The organism is Mogibacterium neglectum, from assembly GCF_030644205.1.
GTDB classification, from domain to species: Bacteria; Bacillota; Clostridia; order Peptostreptococcales; family Anaerovoracaceae; genus Mogibacterium; species Mogibacterium neglectum.
The window spans coordinates 168,508-184,544 of record NZ_CP128647.1 but is presented as its reverse complement, the minus strand read 5'-3'; the positions used below and the strand labels follow the sequence as shown (position 1 = coordinate 184,544).

Sequence of the window (16,037 nt, the reverse complement as noted above, 5' to 3'; positions counted from 1 at the left end):
ATTGATTCAGATCGACATATTTTAATTTACTTAAATAAAATCCACTCTGCTTTTGATAGGCAGGTTATGTGCTCTGTGTGAAAAACCCCTTCCAAAGCACATGGAACGTTTTCTTTTGTATGATGATAACGGAAGCCGCATTTTTCCTGCACCCTTTTTGACTTTGTATTACCGTCAAAATAACCGGCCCATATTTTATTCAGTTTCAGATCATCAAATCCATGTCTCAAAATCTTACGAACTGCTTCCGGTATAAGACCATGACCCCAATATGGAACTCCTATCCAGTAACCAATCTCCCCCTCAGTATCAGGAATGCCTATATTACTTGCAGAGCCTATCATCAACCCTATGCTGCCCACTGGTTGCATTGTTTCATTTAAAACCACGGCATATGTCTCAGGCGAAGAAAGCACACTTTTTATAATCCCCTTACTGTTTTCAATACTGGTATGTACAGGCCAACCTGCAATCGGACCAACCTCTGGGTTGTTGGCATATTGAAATAAATCTTCCGCATCACTTTCTTCCCATGGGCGAAGAATAAGCCTTTCCGTTTCTAAAATCATTTTATCCTCCACAAATTCAAATTTATCTTTCTGACATATAATTTTGTATTTCGGCGAAAGTTAATTTTCTAATCTGCGTATTTGGATACTCCTTATATTCTTCCACTCGGAAAACAGGAACCATCATTTCACAGGTTTTATCTTTATTCTTTTTTAGGTATACTCGCAAGTCTTCACTGTCTGCAAAGATTTTGTATGATAACCTGCCATTCTCGCTCTTAATCTCATAGATCCCACAAGATTTTTTCATTGTATAGTCAGCAGTTCTCAAATATAACTTAGCAATTTCTAATGACTTAAAAGGAAAATTCCATCGCTGTAAGCCTCTATTTTGATCATGTTCAATACAGATGCATCTGCCACAAGTTCCACAGATATATTGTGTATGATTTTCCAAGCAATCAAAGGGTTTTAAAAGCGGTGTTATTCTATTATCATCAACATAGCATTCCTTGCACATTTCAATATCACGCTCCCTTTGTGAATTCTAATTTGTTAAATAATCTCTTTAAACCAGTTAGCTAAAAAATTCATTTGTTCATCTGTATGAAACCAATGCTCTCCATCTTTCATTGTTGTTAGATTTGCATTTATCTTATTCGCAAAATTGGCCATGGTATCTACTGATGTCATGTTGTCATTATCGGCAAAAAGAATATTTGTTGGTATATCCCAATGTATGGTATTATTTCTAACATAACTCAAATATTTCCACGATAAAGGTTCACCAAAAGAAGTTTCAATTTCTTTCTCTGACATGAGCTTATCTTCCGTTATATTCTCACATTTCATCATATTCAAAATTATGCTTTCCATATCAATGATTGGCGAAATCAGCATCGCTTTTTCAATAGGCATATCTGTTAAAGATATTAAAGAAAAATATGCTCCTATACTATTGGCAATTAAATAAATTCTATTATATTTAGAGATGATAGTGTTGAAATAATTTATAAATTCAATTTTAGCATCCCATGGGTTTAATGATTTATAATCAAATCCAATGATCTCAAAGTTATCATCAAAAAATTGTTTATAATAATTAGCTTCTTCTGCATTACCGCCCTTACCATGAACATATATAACAGCATTTTTCATTTAAATTTCCTTTACAACTTCTAATTTCTTATCCCTACGAAATCAAGATATGTATATTTCAAGTTCTTTACGAATTTCATTATAATATTATTCACCATAGTAGGATTCCCAGTGTTCTCCTCCACCGTTTCTGCAATCAGATAATAAGCATCTAAAAACACCAGGTTTCTCCCATACATCCAAAACGGAAACTTAATATCTAGGAGTGGCAATTTTGCGGAGAATATTTCATCTCCATGCGGAGGAACCGTCTCATAATGAAACTCTATCTCACTACCAAAGTACGCAATAGTAGCTCCTTCACAGCCGATATTTTGAGGAATGCCTTCATTAGCTACGATAAATTCCATGGTACCTCCCTATATTTTACTTAGTACACGCTCACCAGTTCTTTCCAAAAATTAATGCTACTCTCGGAATTCTCACGCTCCATCAATTCTATAAACTCTTTTTCAGCGTTTTTCCAAACAGCATATTGAGCAGTTTCCATCACTCTTATAAATTCTTCAAAATCGGAAGCAATAGGCACTATCTCCTCATAACTCATGTCACTTGTGAATGCATATATCTCACCGGACTTACACTCTAGTAGAATAGTATATGGGTCGCCGTTTGCAATAATTATTAGTTTCTTTTTGTGAAGAACCTGCGGAATTTCTTATTTGCTAAGAATAATTCCGTCTGTTATTTCTGCACCAAGTCCCTCTGTTTCTTCCAGTATTGAAGATATTATTTCGTCGATTGTTAGTAATTGCATTTACAGTTCCTTCCTCTGCTTTTACAAACTTTTCCATGTTCTCGCATTCCTATCGATATGTTCATCAAAGGTGCACTGCTCGTGCTTAATCCGCGAATCTAGCATAGCGGATTACATAATTTCATTCATATTGGAGACTAGCGCCCTTTCATAGCCTTCACCTCCGTAAAGGAAAAATGTAATTGTATCACCCATATGGTAACCGAAGTTCTGGTCGGATTCGTTAAGTAGCGTGCCAATGAAATAGTTGTGCTGATCCTCATATGTTTCTAGATTAGATAATACAGCATTTGACGTGGTCTTTTTATCGTTTTGTGTGTTATGGATTGTATTTGGGTTGTATTTTTGGTTGTGTGGTAATGAATAGATGCTGTATGATATTTGCATCTTTAGCTCGTATGTGCTAGTGTATTTTTGTCATTCATGATGAAACCTCCTTTGTTATATGATGTGGTTGGCAAACCAACATTATGATAGTAGGGGAGGTTTTTTCTTGAGGGTAAAGTTATCCTAATCACACTGGCATAGCCAAAGTATTATTGATTCACCTCGCTATCGCTCGGCTAATCCACTACTAAAACATAACTATACAAAATGGGATTGTGCAAAATGCCCAATCCCTTTACATTCCGTAAAAGCTATAAAATTCGCAAAACGTTGATTGCCCTCAACAATTTAAGCCCAGTCCAACTATTCAATATTTTTCTGTACCATAGCTTTACCAGTATAGTCATTTTTAAATTCGAATCCCTTTTCTTTGACTTTCACATTATTATATCAACCACCGAGAATAGCGCTTTTCCCAGTATGTATTCTGTCCTTCAACTTTATGATTAAGCCATTCGTCCTTTTCTGACAGTTCAACAATGCAATCTCTACCATAGTCGTTGCCAGTCTCTTCTTTGTAATCCCAATGATCAGCATCCAACATAAAGTGTACTATTGCACGCCCATTAGAACTTGTTTTTCTCTTTTCATCATCTTTAGGTTTTGTCATACCTTTCACCTTTTAGTAAGTAATTAACACCTTACTATTTCTTTTGGTTAATCTATTCTTGAGCAGAAATCTTGTGGATAAATATACCCCTGTTATCATTAGCAATCTTCGACATATCACATATGGTTGACAGATACAACCACTTTGATTACGTGGCATCTATTATTTTGTAACAGTTAGATATTAATAATAAGACATGTTGAATTTTACTCATTTTCTTTAATAACATTTAATATACCTGTGATGTGCTTGTGAATTCGTAATCTATTTAATTAGGTTAAAGGTCTAATTCACACCGTAAAAAATAGTACACATGGTATTAATACGAACATTCACATAAACACAACTTATAGAACTATTTTATCTATTTGCTAGGTCTTTTAATACATAATATTTATGAAACTTTAAATATGGGATTTTAACTATTTCACTATATGCATCATCACTACACTCTTCACATGAGATTTTTGGGCTATAACCAAGCAAATCCACCATTACAAAATCCTTGATTTTGATGTTTTATAACCATTTTGTCTTCTCAATATTATATTTTTTGACTAGGTTATTTCATTTTTTATCACTTCACCTTATCTTCTGCAGGATCAACTTTATAACAATGTTCACTATTTCTTGTACATTCTAATACTGGTATACGTTTTGTAACTTCACGTTTTGTTTTCCCATCACTATAATATTTGTCGATCCACTCTACTGGCTTATTATAATATTTCATTTTTCCACCACATTGAGGACATTTGTTAATATGTATTTTTTCCAATGTTAAGTGTCTATCGTGACCACTAATCGCATAATTTAAAGGCAACGGAACTCTGATTTGCTTTTTTACAATTCTTCTGAAACTAAGAAAAACAACAAAAAGAAACACTAAAATAATTAAAAATATTAAATATACTTGCACTGAAAAATTTGATACAGCCTGGAAATTTCCTTTTAAAAGATTTAGTGCACTTATAAATATTTTACCAATCGGAATCAGGCTGAGTATTCCAATAATCACACTTATCCAAGATAATACGGCTATAGTAAATGGACTTCTCCATTTAGGTTCAGCTTTGTACGTTGCTTCAACCTGCTTGGGTGTAGAAGACTCATTAATTATATCTCCTCCAGCAAATTGTACAGATCCATTAAAATTTGTTGTTCCATTGAAATTGTATTGACTATTGGCATCTTTCATAAGTTCCTCCTAAAATGTGTATTTATTTCTTTGAGCTATACTTTGTACCACTGCTGTGTCTTCCATTTTCATCTGTGATCATATTATTGCGTTTCAGTTTTTCTTTCTGAACAGTGTCAAATGTTTTTTTGAAATGATTGCTGGATGAGAGTTGTTCCTGCTTAAAAATAATACGCACACCTGCTTCTCTTAAAGTATTGATTGCATCAAGTACTTCAATAGTATCTCTGCCAAGTCTGCTGATATTCTTTACTACAACTATATCGGTAAGTCCAGCTTTACACTCGTTTATCATATTTTTGAATTCGGGACGAATTGAGCCTTTTTTAGGAGAGGATATATCTATATGAACATCTACAAGTTCTCAATTTCTTTGTTCGGAAATAAACCTCGTAAGACCGGAGATTTGTGCTTTTAGACTATCTAGTTGTTCCAAGATATTGGAATTCACACGAGCATAGAAGTCAACATGTTTCATCGTCTCATTTGTATTAGCCAGAATCACTCTCACTTTGCCAGGCATAAACACCTTTCCTTTCCGAAATACCCTAATTATAATTCAATATATCTTCAAATGATTATTAGTCTATTTCTACTCTCGCTTTTCCATAAATCACAAGTAAACACTTCTGTATAATCGACCCAATCTCAACACTCTTATCTATCCAACTATAAAAATACCAAGATTTTATTCACTTTTTCAGGCATATTTCGCAGTCTGATTTTCAATTCTAAAAATCTCGGAAATTCCGATATCCTAAGCCTTTTTCATACTTTCATTGTGACTTTAGTAAATAGAACTACGCTCTCCACATGAAATGAGCGAATATCAAGTATTCCAAGTGGTTGCGTTCCTATGTGGGAACATATCCACATACATTTTAACGATAGCACAAGGTTATCGTTAAAATGTATTACCTCGGCAAATCGGAATTTGTTTGTCTAATTGAACTCTAATATATTCCTCAACATAAATGTCATATTCTATGAGAATAATAATCAATTATTGGAACATCATTCAAAATTAGATAATTGCCAATTCCTGTTTCTATATTATGCCGCTGTTTTTTCCCTTCGTTACCTTCTGGTAATCCAAGTAATGGAAATATAAGAAAAAAACTATCATCCCACTTTAAATTAACAGAATGAACTAGTATCCCTGATGTATTATACTTCCAACCTTTTTTCTTTCCAGTTTTTGTGAAGTTAATCTCATCATATTCATCCTTTGTAGTTGGAATATCAAAATTAATATCATTACTGCAAGCGACTACCCCTACTCTATTACATGCAAATTTCATCCATATAATATCATGTTCAGAAGTTATTCCTTTATATAGTTCCTTTGTTTTTTTGTTAAATTCAGCTAAATCAAGATTGACTGTTTTAACAATATTGTCACCATTATAAACATCAAGTCTGTACGCTTCTATAAAGCGATTTGTCAACTGTATAATACGATTTATATCTACAGTTGGGATTTTAAGTTGCTGATTCGCCATTTCAAAACGTTTTGTTTTTCCATAGTGAACTGTATTTTCAGGGCGTCTCCTATCTCCAATTAATTTCTCTATATTTCTTTGTAGTTGTTCAATAGTCATCTAATACCTCAAATATATCCCATTATTCTTTGCTTTGCTCTATTATGCTATATTCCTTAGTGTACATAAAATGTAACATCCGAGTCCTGTCTTATATCAACATTTTTTATAGCACTTCTTATCTTGCATATATTCTTTTAGTTTTTCTTGAATAAGTTTCATTTTAATATATTTGCTATCATTCGATTTATAATCTGTTAAGGCTCTTTTTTCTTCCTCTTTGAAGCCATTTTTAATCAAAGAAAATTCTTTTTCCAAACTAATAATATATTTCTTCACACAGTTAAATTCAGGCTTTCTATCCTTTATAAACTGGGAGTTATAAACACTGTTTTATAGCTTCTGCAAGACCTTCAGTATTTTCCCAAGCCATTGAATGACCAGCATTTGGAACAATTTCAATTTTCACACCATGTTCTTTTAGATTTTCAAAATCCGCATCAGGCAATGATTTCTCTCCAAAAATAAAATATTTAGGAAACTCAAATTTGTATAGAAGATGTCTCCATGATATTCTTCCTCCACTAACTGCATTTTTAGAAATTTCAAAAGCAGCTTTTGGCAACCAATTTCTTAAAGTAGCCACCCACATTGTATTTCCTGATTTCTCATACTCTATCAACTTTCTCTCAAAACTCTTATTCAAATCACTTTCACTAAGATTAGCAATTTCAAAACTTGCAGAACCATAACTACTTGGCTCTAAATTAGATTCACTAAGTATCAGAGTTTTAACTTTGTTTTTGAATAAATTACACAATTCTATTGCAATAGGACCACCTAAACTATGCCCAAATATGATAATTTTTTCTAGGTCAAGTTCCTCAATGAATTCTTTTAAGTATTTAACATGTGAATCTATCGTATATTTAAAATGTAATGGCTTATCACTATAACCTGCACCCAATAAATCAATTAAAATTATTCGATGGCTAGATTTTAAAAGGGACGCTACTTCCACATAATCAAAAGAGCCTGCGCATCCTAAGCCATGTATAAAAATAATAGGTGTCAATTCACCGTGGAAATCATTGTAACGAATTTTATAATTTGTACCTCTAATTATATATTCTCTCATCTTTATTCTCCATGTATTCAACTTTATCAGTTTTTAATTTGAACTGATTTTATTCTCTCATCTATACCTTGTAAGAACGCTATAACAGCTACTCTACCCATCGGTATTCCGTATGGACTAACTAAGAAACCAATAATCAATGCTTCTATACCAATAGTAACTTCTTTTTGTAAAAAGATGCTATGGCTCCAAATATATAAAACATCATCAGTAAATACAGTATGGCTGTTCCTATACTAAGCAAGAATGTAAGTAAAGCAGTGAGGATACTTAGTAGCAAACTGATTGGAAACAAAATTATTTTTATGATCCATCTTATCATTTCTTATTCCTCACTTCCTAAATCATTCCTTGTATCTCCACACACCATATCAATACAGACATAAACATCAATATAATTTTTTAAGACTTTTTTCGTCCTCCGTCGCCATCTTCATTAAAGACATAATTCCTGTAGAACTGCTTAAAATGCAGGATTTTCACGATTTCACTCTTTGTATCAACGCTATGCATTCAACATGCATCGTCGCCACAAACATATCCACCGATGTTGCCTCCACGAACTCGTAACCGAGTTCACCAAGTAGCTTGATATCGCGAGCCAGTGTTCCTGGATCGCAGGACACGTACACTATCTTGTCCACGTCACAGCTTGCAACTGCTCGGAGAAGTGCCTCATCACAGCCTGCGCGCGGAGGGTCGAGGATGGCAATCTTTGGGGCATTTTCATCTATGTAGTCGACGAAAAGCTTATCTTCCTTGTCGAGGAGTCTAGACATCACCTGTTCGGCGCGGCCTGTGTAGTAGTGCGCATTTACAATGCCGTTAATTACTGCGTTGCGGTTTGCGTCGATGACCGCGTTTTTTACAGACTCGATTCCGATGATCATGCCAGCGTCGTCCGCCATGCTGAGCCCGATGGTTCCGATGCCGCAGTAGAGGTCGAAGACGGTTTCGACGCCCTTGAGACAGGCGTATTCCCTGACCTTGGCGTAGAGCTTGCTCATCTGCTTCGTGTTGACCTGGTAGAATGCCGGTGCGGAAATCTCGAATTTCATGTCGTCATCTGTGATGTCGGTGATTGTGTTTGAGCCAGCCACCACCTCGTAAGCGGCTGCGGGTTCGCGGATGTCTTTTGCCTTGTTTACCTCGATAACCACGCTCTGTAGGAAGTACGGCTCCTCATCGGTCGAAACTGCGTCGATTGCGTCGCTGATGGTGTAGATGACCTTCTCGGCGTTTGGCAGGTGCTTGGCTGTGCCTGTGAATATCAGCATCATCTCACCCGTGCCATCGCAGACCTTGATGGTGAATCTCCTTAGAAATCCTTTTCCGTGTCTCGCGTCGTATACGGTGAGTAGCTTGTCCTTCAGGATTTCGCGGACTGCATTGGCTGCTGCCATTGTTGCGCGTTTCTGGAGTAGGCAGTCGGTGCAGTCGACTATTTTGTTGCTACCGCGCTTGTTGAAGCCGACGAGCGGGCCAGCGCTCGTCATAGCTACTGCGAATTCCGCCTTATTGCGATACCTGAATATCGATTCGAACGCCGCGCTGTCAGTACCGCCAGCACACTCAGCCTGTTCAGGTTGCCCAGTCTCCTCAGGCTCCTCGGTCTGCGCAGGTTGCCCAGTCTGCCCAGTCTCCTTACTCTGCCCAGCCTGCCCTCCGTCGGCTCCAATTCTATCTGCGGCGCCCACGACTTCCCTAACAATTGGCTCATGAAGAGCGCCTATGCGCTCGAGCTTAGTGATTATGTTTTTGCGTTTGATGCAGAGCTGCTCCTCGTAGCTAAGCTCGAGCATCGAACAGCCGCCGCATTCTTGATAGTATGGGCACGGCGGCTGTACTCTAGCTGCGGAAGCCTCAAGAAGCATGATTGTCTCAGCAAATGCGTAGCGCTTCTTGAGCTTCGTGATGCGGGCGCTCACCTTATCCCCAGGAACGGCGCCCGCCACAAAAATAGCAAGGCCAGACAACCTGCCCAGGCCCTTGCCATCATCAGTCATATCTGTAATTTCGAGCTCTACAATCTGCCCTTCATTTACTACAAGAGCAGCGGTCTTATCAATATTTTCGCTCATTTTCACCTCGGAATATTTTTCTAAATTTATCTATGTTGGTTATTGATTTTTAACGGCGCAATTGGTAGAATTTTCGCTTTTTTAAGTACAGATTACTTGCTTTTCAATCTCACATTCGTTAAAATTCATCCCCAAATTTTTATCATAATCAAGCTTGCTTTTAGTTATAACGCCTGCTAGAATCCCATCCTCTTTTTGCTTGCTTCCCAGTCTTGCATCTGCAAGAGTCTTCCACCAATTTCTGGTCTGCAACTCCCCAAGTTTCACACCAAATAGCCTAAAATCCACACTCTCATCTAGCATAGCCTGATTTCAATCCAAGATTTTCAATCCGTTAGAAACCACACCTTCACACTGACCACTCCCAAGCCATCACTTTCAGCATCAAGCTCTTACTTCTCAAGCCCTTCCGCTATCTCCTTCAGCTTCGAGAAACGCTTACTCACCCCGGCTTTCTTAATTGGCGGGCTCAGAGCATCGCCTATCTCAGATAGGCTGGCGTCTGGCAGCTCAAGCCTGAGCTGCGCAGTTTCGCGAAGTACAGGTTCGAGATTCTCTAGGCCAAGCTTGTCCTTGATGATTTCTATATGGCGGATCTGCTGTTCAGCAGCGGTTAGGGTTCGGTCTACATTTGCGTTGTCGCAGTTTGATATCCTGTTTACTTCGCGCCTGAGCCCCCTGCCTATTCTGATATTTTCAAATTCCAGCATCGCCTCGTTTGCACCCATGATGCCCAGCATATCGCTGATATATTCAGCGCGCTTAAGGTATACGATGTGTTCTTCACCGCGCTCAATCAGGCCGGCTGACATGTTGACGAAGCTACCGATCAACTTCTTGAGATCTTGAGCGACATGCTCACTATTGAGCACAAACTCGAGATGATAGCTCTTCTTGGGGTCAGACATTGTGCCGACGCCGAGAAATAATCCTCTAAGATACGCGCGCTTACAGCACTTACTCTTTACAATCGGCTGATATATGCCGTCGCTTAGGAACTCGTCACCCTCTCGGATGAGCATCATGCCTGTCTCACGGAGTATCTGCGAACTCTTTTCCTCAGGTCTAATGACCAGAGAGTATCTGTATCTGTAGTTTCCACGCGATTTACCCGGCATCTGCGAATTCCCGACTTCGATGCCAGCATTACTGCCAAAGTATTCCTTAATCAAGGTCTTATAGTGCCTTGCAATTGCTGGATTCTCCGTCGATGTTACTATTGTAAATTTTCCGCCACCGGCAAGTCTGAGGCTGCCTGAAACCCTAAGAAATCCCGTAATTTCTGCAAGCATGCAGCACTTCTTGCTCGGCATGATGCGCGCCAGTTCGCCCTTAGTCTGTGATGAGAAAGACATCTATCTGTATGACTCCCTTCAAGTTATAATTTGTACTGCTTGATTACTGCATAAGGGCTTTCGCTTATTTGTAGCATAGCCTAGCTATTTCTTGCTAATTCCCTTTGCGATAAAATCAAGGTCTCTGTGTGTCACCGTCACCCTGTATCCGTCCTCGTGGAAAAGTTCCGCCATCTTATTGGCAATTGCCACTGACCTGTGATGACCGCCTGTGCATCCAAATGCGACATTTAGATGATACTTTCCTTCATGGATGTAGCCAGGAATCAAATCCTTGAGCAATGCGTGATACTTCTCTACGAACTCATTTGCAAGGTCCGACTTAAATACGTAGTTTACAATCTTTTTATTGTTACCGGTGAGTTTCTTAAGGCTCTTTACATAGTATGGATTCGGAATGAATCTAACATCCACCATGATATCCGACTCGCTCGGAATTCCGTATTTAAAACCAAATGAAGTCACGTTGATGTTAAACTGATTCCCTTCCTTGCCTAGAAATATTCTCCTCATCGCTAGGTTGAAATCCGCAACTTTCATAGTACTAGTATCGATGATGTAATCCGCCTTCTTGCGCACGCTTTCCAATCTTGCGCGCTCCTCTTCAATTACAGCTTGTGTAACTTTTCCGCTTGCGAGGGGATGGTGTCTTCTCGTTTCGTTGAATCTTCTAACCAGCGTCGGTGTAGAAGCATCTACGAAAAATACCTCGCTCTCGATTTGCTCGCTACTTTTGAGCTGATCTATAACTTCGACTAGGTCAGAGAAAAACTCACCGCCACGGACATCGGCAACGAACGCGATCTTGTCCATGCCATTTGTCATCGAAAGTTCCACGAAATTCATTACCAGCTTAGGCGGCATATTATCGATGCAGTAGTATCCTTGATCCTCCAGCCAATCTGCTGCCTTCGTCTTGCCTGCACCAGACATACCTGTGACTATGACAATCTTCATCTCTTACCTCTTCTCAATATTGACAATTCTCTCTAGATCAAGCCCTGCTTCCAGAGCTCTTTCCACCCCAGCAATATAATTACCCACTTTGTCAGGCACATGCGCATCGCTACTTATGGCAAATTTCACGTCATAATTCGCTGCTATTTCAATCTCTTCCTTGGTGAGATGAGTGTGTCGTGTACTGATTTCCATTAGAGTGTTCGTCTCTTCGCAAGCCTTGCAGAGCTCTTTCATATCGAATGGTCCTTTGTCACCAGGGTGAGTCAAGAGAAATATATCATTCTCATAGAGTGTCCTTATCGCCATATCTGTATTTTTATTTCTGAGACGCTCCCTGCTTCCAGACGGAAGTCCTGCATGCCAGCACACATAGTTTGCAGTCATGTACCCGTGTAGCAAGCCGTAGTGATAGCCCACATTGATGATATCAAATTTTTTTATATCCTCATTTTTGATATCAAGTCCATTAGGTGTGTTGATAATATTAGCCTCAACACCCAACAGAACCTTGACATTTGGAAACTTTCTCATCGCCTCTTCAATGTCTGCTCGCATCGCCGAAAGTTTATCCATCTTGAGTCCATAGAACTTGTGCCCCGGTCCATGATCAGTAATCGCCAACTCACGTAGCCCCTTAGCTGAAGCTGCAGCGACATTATCAAGAACAGTCCCCTTGCCATGTGCATATATCTTACCGTGCGAATACCTCGTGTGAGTGTGGTAGTCCGCCGTCAATTTATATATTTTCTTAATATTTTTTTCCATCAGCTTATCGCTTCCTTTTCCCAAATCCCCTTTTAAACTTTATTCCGCATCGATAATTCTGACCTCAGGCTCGAGTTTGATGCCCGAATGCTCCTCTACTTCCTGAGCTACGATATCGATTAAACCTCTCACGTCCTTAGAGGTCGCACCTCCGATATTGATAACGAATCCCGAATGCTTCTCGGACACCTGTGCACCTCCGACCGTCCTGCCTTTTAGTCCAGCGTCCTCAATTAGAGCTGCAGCGTATCCCCCGACAGGTCTCTTGAATGTACTGCCTGCACTTGGGAAGTTTATTGGTTGCTTTGTCCTACGCTTCTCGGTGAAATCATTCATTCTCTCACTAATTGATTCCTTGTCATCCTTATGCAATCTGACCCTTGCATAAATTGCAATATCATCATTATGTTGCAGTACACTATTCCTATATGAGAACTCCATCTCCTCACCAGACAGCTCATACACAGTGCTTCCGTCTGACTTCATCAAGGTAACACTCTCAATTACATCCTTTATCTCTCCGCCGTATGCACCAGCGTTCATGAAGAGTGCGCCACCAAATGTTCCCGGGATTCCCGAAGCAAATTCGAGCCCTGCTAGTCCGTTATCTCTAGCAAAGTTAGCGGTGCTCGACAACATACGAGCTGCTCCAACTCTGATTGTCTCACCTATAGAGTCCACAACTTCGATATGTTCAAAATTGCCTCCAAGTTTAACTATCACTCCACGGAATCCTTCATCAGCGAAGAGTAAATCAGACCCATTTCCAACCAACATATATCTAATATCTTCATCATGAAACAGTTTCAGCAATCCGCTCAGTTCTTTTTCATTACAGACGATAACAACTACATCCGCTGGTCCACCGATATGAAAGGATGTATGCTTGCTCATAGGCTCATCCACTCTTATCTGATTCTCAGGTACAATCGTGTTTATTTTATTTATTAGTTTTGTTTGTAGCATGTTCTTCTCCGAATAACTCACTTTCTTCAATACCGAACTTAGCATAATCTGCGTACGACTTGATATCAGTTTTCTTACCTCGTTTTTTCAGCTTGTTGTTGGTTAGCTTGCCAGCATATCTGTAGAATACTGCAAATACTGGAACCCCTAGCGCCATGCCTAAGAATCCAAACAAACCGCCACCGATAAGGACTGCTATCAGCACCCAGAAGCTACTTATTCCTATTGCACTGCCAACAATCTTAGGTCCGATTACATTCCCATCAATCTGTTGAATCACTAGTATCATAATGACGAAATACCCCGCCTTCACAGGGTCTTCTAGCATAAGCAAGCATATCGATGGAATAGCCCCTAGAAACGGCCCGAAGAATGGAATCACGTTAGTTACACCGACTATTACTGCAATCAGTAGTGCAAGTGGCATGTTGAACACAAGCATACATATATAAGTGAGAATTCCAATTATTATGGCATCGAGAATTCTTCCCACAATGAAGCCGATAAATGTCTCATTTATAATCTTTGCAAACTCATACAGGCTTTTTGACTTCTGTTCAGAGCAGGTCGCAGCTACAACTTTGCGAGTGTTTGCAAATATTATTTCTTTATAGTTAAGAAGATAGATTGAGATGAGTATTCCGACGAAGAGATTGGCACTGCCACGAACAACACTAATAATCTGCGCTGAAACCATACTTGCAACATTCTGGAAATTATCCTTAAGAAGATTGTCTCTTATCCAGTCGATAATCTCACTCGTTCCTGCATTTGCCGCCTCATTAATCCACTTAACAATCTGAGGGAAATTCTGCAGATGGTGTTCAGACCATGATGAGAAATACACTAGTCTCTGCGGCATAGTGTTCATTAGATTGACGATGCTAATGACAATCTGTGGCACTACGAAGTACCCTATAAGCGCAAAGAATGCTATGATTATCAGTATCGATATTGCACTCGCACCGATTTTGGCTATGGCTAGGTTTCTCTTCATGCGTGTATTCAAATCTTCCTGTGGCATATTGCGTCTACCTGCCAGCTTGATGCCAAATGGTCCCTTGAAATCTTCAGAAGAAAGATTACTACTATCTCTAAGTTTCGTATAAATGGTCTTCACAAGCTTGTTATATATCGGGCACAAAAGGAATGCTATGAACACCCCAATGTACACCGGCATCAAAGTCTTGTTAATCGTCGCCATGCCGGCGGTGAATCTCGTCTTATTAAGCACATTTGACAGCATGATAAGTACGGAACCGCTGATAATCAATGCAATTGAAGCTTTGATATATGGACTTTTTATAAATTTCCTTAGCAAAATTCTACCTCTCTATCTGCACACATATATACATAATTATATTACTATAAAATGCACGTCTTTTGTGGCTCTCTTTGTGAAAATACAAGGGAATTCACCATATAGGTTGTATTGCTGATATTTTAGATTTCTATTTGAAGTACCTTTCCTACACTGTTATGATAATAATGTATATTTTATTTTGAATTATTAGTCTGGAGGTGTCACAAGATGAGACTAGATGCAGCAGGTAAGGCATGCCCAATCCCTGTAATTATGGCAAAAAAAGAATTAGATAATGGTACTCAGGGCCTCGAGATTATCGTTGACGGACAGACACAGATCGATAACCTAGAGAGACTCGGTAATGCATATGGCAGGCCTACAAGTTCGTCTCCAGAGGGAGACAAATTCCTCGTAAGCTTTGCTGATGGAGACGGGAAAGTTCCTGAGAGCGCAAACAGCTTTTTAGATGAGAGCTACGCTGTATTTTTTAACAAGGATTCCGTAGGTAATGGCAACCCAGAGCTCGGACTTAACCTTGCAAAAATGGCTATATTTACGCTATCTGAGGGAGAGAATATTCCTTCTTACGTTCTATTTATGAATGACGGTGTAAAGCTAACCACTGGAATTGAGGAGCAGATTGTCGATAATCTAAATACCCTAATTGAAAAGGGAACTAAGGTTCTCGTATGCGGGACTTGTCTCAACTTCTACGGAATTAAGGACGACTGCAAAGTTGGAACTATAAGTAATATGTTCGACATACTCGGAGCTATGCAAGAAGTGTCCAAGGTTATCACTCTGTAATGTTGGAGTAAATATTTTATGACTGAAGAGTATTATCTATATACATTTGAGTCTACTCATGGCGCTATAGCTACTGAAAAGCTTCTAAAACCTCTCGGTTGTACCATCATGCCCGTTCCTCGCCATATCTCGACGAGCTGTGGGATTTCTGTGAGAGTTACTGTTGATAAGTTCGATAGTTCAAAGGAGATTTTTCTCGGTCATACTGACCTGTCACCTGATGAATACCATGTGTATCACATCATCGATGATAAATCGGACAGAGAACACGGCTTCAAATTCGAGCAAGTTAAGCTGTAGTTGTGCCAATAGCTTGGGTTAGAAAAATATACTCATAACCACCAGCTCAGCTGGTGGTTTGTTTTTGCCCTATAAGGGGATTTTACCTGCTGCATCTTAAGATGTGTTGAAAATATTCTCCAACCGCACGTACTTTCCTATATGGCAACCTCCTTTGTTATTTGATGTGGTTGGCGAACCAACATTGTGATAACATTGG

Annotated in this window: 19 protein-coding genes and 1 pseudogene; 2 read left to right on the top strand and 18 right to left on the bottom strand. The window is 39.1% G+C overall.

What is annotated here, in order from left to right:
* Window positions 1-26 precede the first annotated feature (26 nt).
* The 18 genes and pseudogenes from QU661_RS00825 to QU661_RS00740 all read right to left on the bottom strand — a co-directional run bounded on the left by QU661_RS00825 (window position 27) and on the right by QU661_RS00740 (window position 14,746).
* Window positions 27-569, bottom strand: a complete 543-nt coding sequence (locus QU661_RS00825; protein WP_304989887.1) for a GNAT family N-acetyltransferase — start codon at window positions 567-569, stop codon at window positions 27-29.
* Between the two features lie 22 nt (window positions 570-591).
* Complete coding sequence (locus tag QU661_RS00820; protein WP_304989886.1) at window positions 592-1,029, bottom strand: hypothetical protein; 438 nt, start codon at window positions 1,027-1,029, stop codon at window positions 592-594.
* 35 nt (window positions 1,030-1,064) lie between these two features.
* Window positions 1,065-1,667 (bottom strand): alpha/beta hydrolase, encoded by a 603-nt coding sequence (locus tag QU661_RS00815; RefSeq protein WP_304989885.1) that lies wholly within the window; start codon window positions 1,665-1,667, stop codon window positions 1,065-1,067.
* Between the two features lie 20 nt (window positions 1,668-1,687).
* Window positions 1,688-2,017, bottom strand: a complete 330-nt coding sequence (locus QU661_RS00810) for a hypothetical protein (protein WP_330692449.1) — start codon at window positions 2,015-2,017, stop codon at window positions 1,688-1,690.
* Between the two features lie 20 nt (window positions 2,018-2,037).
* Window positions 2,038-2,196 carry a hypothetical protein gene (locus QU661_RS00805; protein WP_304989884.1) on the bottom strand — a complete coding sequence of 53 codons (159 nt, stop codon included), beginning with the start codon at window positions 2,194-2,196 and terminating at the stop codon, window positions 2,038-2,040.
* Between the two features lie 1,000 nt (window positions 2,197-3,196).
* The gene (locus tag QU661_RS00800) at window positions 3,197-3,421 is read right to left on the bottom strand and encodes a hypothetical protein (protein WP_297969121.1); all 225 of its coding nucleotides are present in this window, start codon (window positions 3,419-3,421) and stop codon (window positions 3,197-3,199) included.
* A 577-nt stretch (window positions 3,422-3,998) separates the two neighbouring features.
* Window positions 3,999-4,619: a hypothetical protein gene (locus QU661_RS00795; protein WP_304989883.1), complete on the bottom strand. Its 621-nt coding sequence runs from the start codon at window positions 4,617-4,619 to the stop codon at window positions 3,999-4,001.
* Window positions 4,620-4,641: 22 nt separating this feature from the next.
* Entirely contained in the window at window positions 4,642-4,914 is a 273-nt protein-coding gene (locus tag QU661_RS00790; RefSeq protein WP_304989882.1) for a recombinase family protein, read from the bottom strand.
* A gap of 682 nt (window positions 4,915-5,596) precedes the next feature.
* Window positions 5,597-6,220, bottom strand: coding sequence for a hypothetical protein (locus QU661_RS00785; RefSeq protein WP_304989881.1), 624 nt, complete (start codon window positions 6,218-6,220; stop codon window positions 5,597-5,599).
* A gap of 319 nt (window positions 6,221-6,539) precedes the next feature.
* A complete protein-coding gene (locus QU661_RS00780; protein ID WP_304989880.1) occupies window positions 6,540-7,298 on the bottom strand; it encodes an alpha/beta fold hydrolase in 759 nt (252 codons plus the stop codon).
* A 26-nt stretch (window positions 7,299-7,324) separates the two neighbouring features.
* Window positions 7,325-7,617: pseudogene (locus QU661_RS00775) on the bottom strand (CD1845 family protein).
* A gap of 160 nt (window positions 7,618-7,777) precedes the next feature.
* A complete protein-coding gene (gene rlmD / locus QU661_RS00770) occupies window positions 7,778-9,379 on the bottom strand; it encodes a 23S rRNA (uracil(1939)-C(5))-methyltransferase RlmD (RefSeq protein ID WP_304989879.1) in 1,602 nt (533 codons plus the stop codon).
* A gap of 81 nt (window positions 9,380-9,460) precedes the next feature.
* Window positions 9,461-9,682, bottom strand: a complete 222-nt coding sequence (locus tag QU661_RS00765) for a hypothetical protein (RefSeq protein ID WP_304989878.1) — start codon at window positions 9,680-9,682, stop codon at window positions 9,461-9,463.
* An 89-nt stretch (window positions 9,683-9,771) separates the two neighbouring features.
* Window positions 9,772-10,734 (bottom strand): DNA-binding protein WhiA, encoded by a 963-nt coding sequence (gene whiA / locus QU661_RS00760; protein WP_304989877.1) that lies wholly within the window; start codon window positions 10,732-10,734, stop codon window positions 9,772-9,774.
* 84 nt (window positions 10,735-10,818) lie between these two features.
* The gene (gene rapZ / locus QU661_RS00755) at window positions 10,819-11,691 is read right to left on the bottom strand and encodes an RNase adapter RapZ (RefSeq protein WP_304989876.1); all 873 of its coding nucleotides are present in this window, start codon (window positions 11,689-11,691) and stop codon (window positions 10,819-10,821) included.
* Between the two features lie 3 nt (window positions 11,692-11,694).
* Window positions 11,695-12,459 carry a PHP domain-containing protein gene (locus QU661_RS00750; RefSeq protein ID WP_304989875.1) on the bottom strand — a complete coding sequence of 255 codons (765 nt, stop codon included), beginning with the start codon at window positions 12,457-12,459 and terminating at the stop codon, window positions 11,695-11,697.
* Window positions 12,460-12,498: 39 nt separating this feature from the next.
* A complete protein-coding gene (gene murB / locus QU661_RS00745) occupies window positions 12,499-13,425 on the bottom strand; it encodes a UDP-N-acetylmuramate dehydrogenase (RefSeq protein ID WP_304989874.1) in 927 nt (308 codons plus the stop codon).
* Entirely contained in the window at window positions 13,400-14,746 is a 1,347-nt protein-coding gene (locus QU661_RS00740; protein ID WP_304989873.1) for an AI-2E family transporter, read from the bottom strand. Before QU661_RS00740 ends, murB begins: the two co-directional genes overlap by 26 nt.
* A gap of 210 nt (window positions 14,747-14,956) precedes the next feature.
* Here QU661_RS00740 and yedF point away from each other — a divergent pair, with 210 nt between their 5' ends.
* Both yedF and QU661_RS00730 read left to right on the top strand, forming a co-directional pair.
* Window positions 14,957-15,538 carry a sulfurtransferase-like selenium metabolism protein YedF gene (gene yedF, locus QU661_RS00735; RefSeq protein ID WP_304989872.1) on the top strand — a complete coding sequence of 194 codons (582 nt, stop codon included), beginning with the start codon at window positions 14,957-14,959 and terminating at the stop codon, window positions 15,536-15,538.
* An 18-nt stretch (window positions 15,539-15,556) separates the two neighbouring features.
* On the top strand, window positions 15,557-15,838 hold the full coding sequence (locus QU661_RS00730; RefSeq protein WP_304989871.1) for a putative Se/S carrier protein: 282 nt from the start codon (window positions 15,557-15,559) through the stop codon (window positions 15,836-15,838).
* The last annotated feature ends 199 nt before the right edge of the window (window positions 15,839-16,037 follow it).

Excerpts from the sequence above, each read along its gene's own strand:
- QU661_RS00815 (WP_304989885.1), bottom strand. The coding sequence starts at position 1,667 with ATGAAAAATGCTGTTATATATGTTCATGGTAAGGGCGGTAATGCAGAA.
- QU661_RS00765 (WP_304989878.1), bottom strand. The coding sequence starts at position 9,682 with ATGCTAGATGAGAGTGTGGATTTTAGGCTATTTGGTGTGAAACTTGGG.
- QU661_RS00785 (WP_304989881.1), bottom strand. The coding sequence starts at position 6,220 with ATGACTATTGAACAACTACAAAGAAATATAGAGAAATTAATTGGAGAT.
- QU661_RS00750 (WP_304989875.1), bottom strand. The coding sequence starts at position 12,459 with ATGGAAAAAAATATTAAGAAAATATATAAATTGACGGCGGACTACCAC.
- murB (WP_304989874.1), bottom strand. The coding sequence starts at position 13,425 with ATGCTACAAACAAAACTAATAAATAAAATAAACACGATTGTACCTGAG.
- rapZ (WP_304989876.1), bottom strand. The coding sequence starts at position 11,691 with ATGAAGATTGTCATAGTCACAGGTATGTCTGGTGCAGGCAAGACGAAG.
- yedF (WP_304989872.1), top strand. The coding sequence starts at position 14,957 with ATGAGACTAGATGCAGCAGGTAAGGCATGCCCAATCCCTGTAATTATG.
- whiA (WP_304989877.1), bottom strand. The coding sequence starts at position 10,734 with ATGTCTTTCTCATCACAGACTAAGGGCGAACTGGCGCGCATCATGCCG.
- QU661_RS00800 (WP_297969121.1), bottom strand. The coding sequence starts at position 3,421 with ATGACAAAACCTAAAGATGATGAAAAGAGAAAAACAAGTTCTAATGGG.
- QU661_RS00825 (WP_304989887.1), bottom strand. The coding sequence starts at position 569 with ATGATTTTAGAAACGGAAAGGCTTATTCTTCGCCCATGGGAAGAAAGT.
- QU661_RS00730 (WP_304989871.1), top strand. The coding sequence starts at position 15,557 with ATGACTGAAGAGTATTATCTATATACATTTGAGTCTACTCATGGCGCT.
- QU661_RS00810 (WP_330692449.1), bottom strand. The coding sequence starts at position 2,017 with ATGGAATTTATCGTAGCTAATGAAGGCATTCCTCAAAATATCGGCTGT.
- QU661_RS00795 (WP_304989883.1), bottom strand. The coding sequence starts at position 4,619 with ATGAAAGATGCCAATAGTCAATACAATTTCAATGGAACAACAAATTTT.
- rlmD (WP_304989879.1), bottom strand. The coding sequence starts at position 9,379 with ATGAGCGAAAATATTGATAAGACCGCTGCTCTTGTAGTAAATGAAGGG.
- QU661_RS00780 (WP_304989880.1), bottom strand. The coding sequence starts at position 7,298 with ATGAGAGAATATATAATTAGAGGTACAAATTATAAAATTCGTTACAAT.
- QU661_RS00790 (WP_304989882.1), bottom strand. The coding sequence starts at position 4,914 with ATGATAAACGAGTGTAAAGCTGGACTTACCGATATAGTTGTAGTAAAG.
- QU661_RS00820 (WP_304989886.1), bottom strand. The coding sequence starts at position 1,029 with ATGTGCAAGGAATGCTATGTTGATGATAATAGAATAACACCGCTTTTA.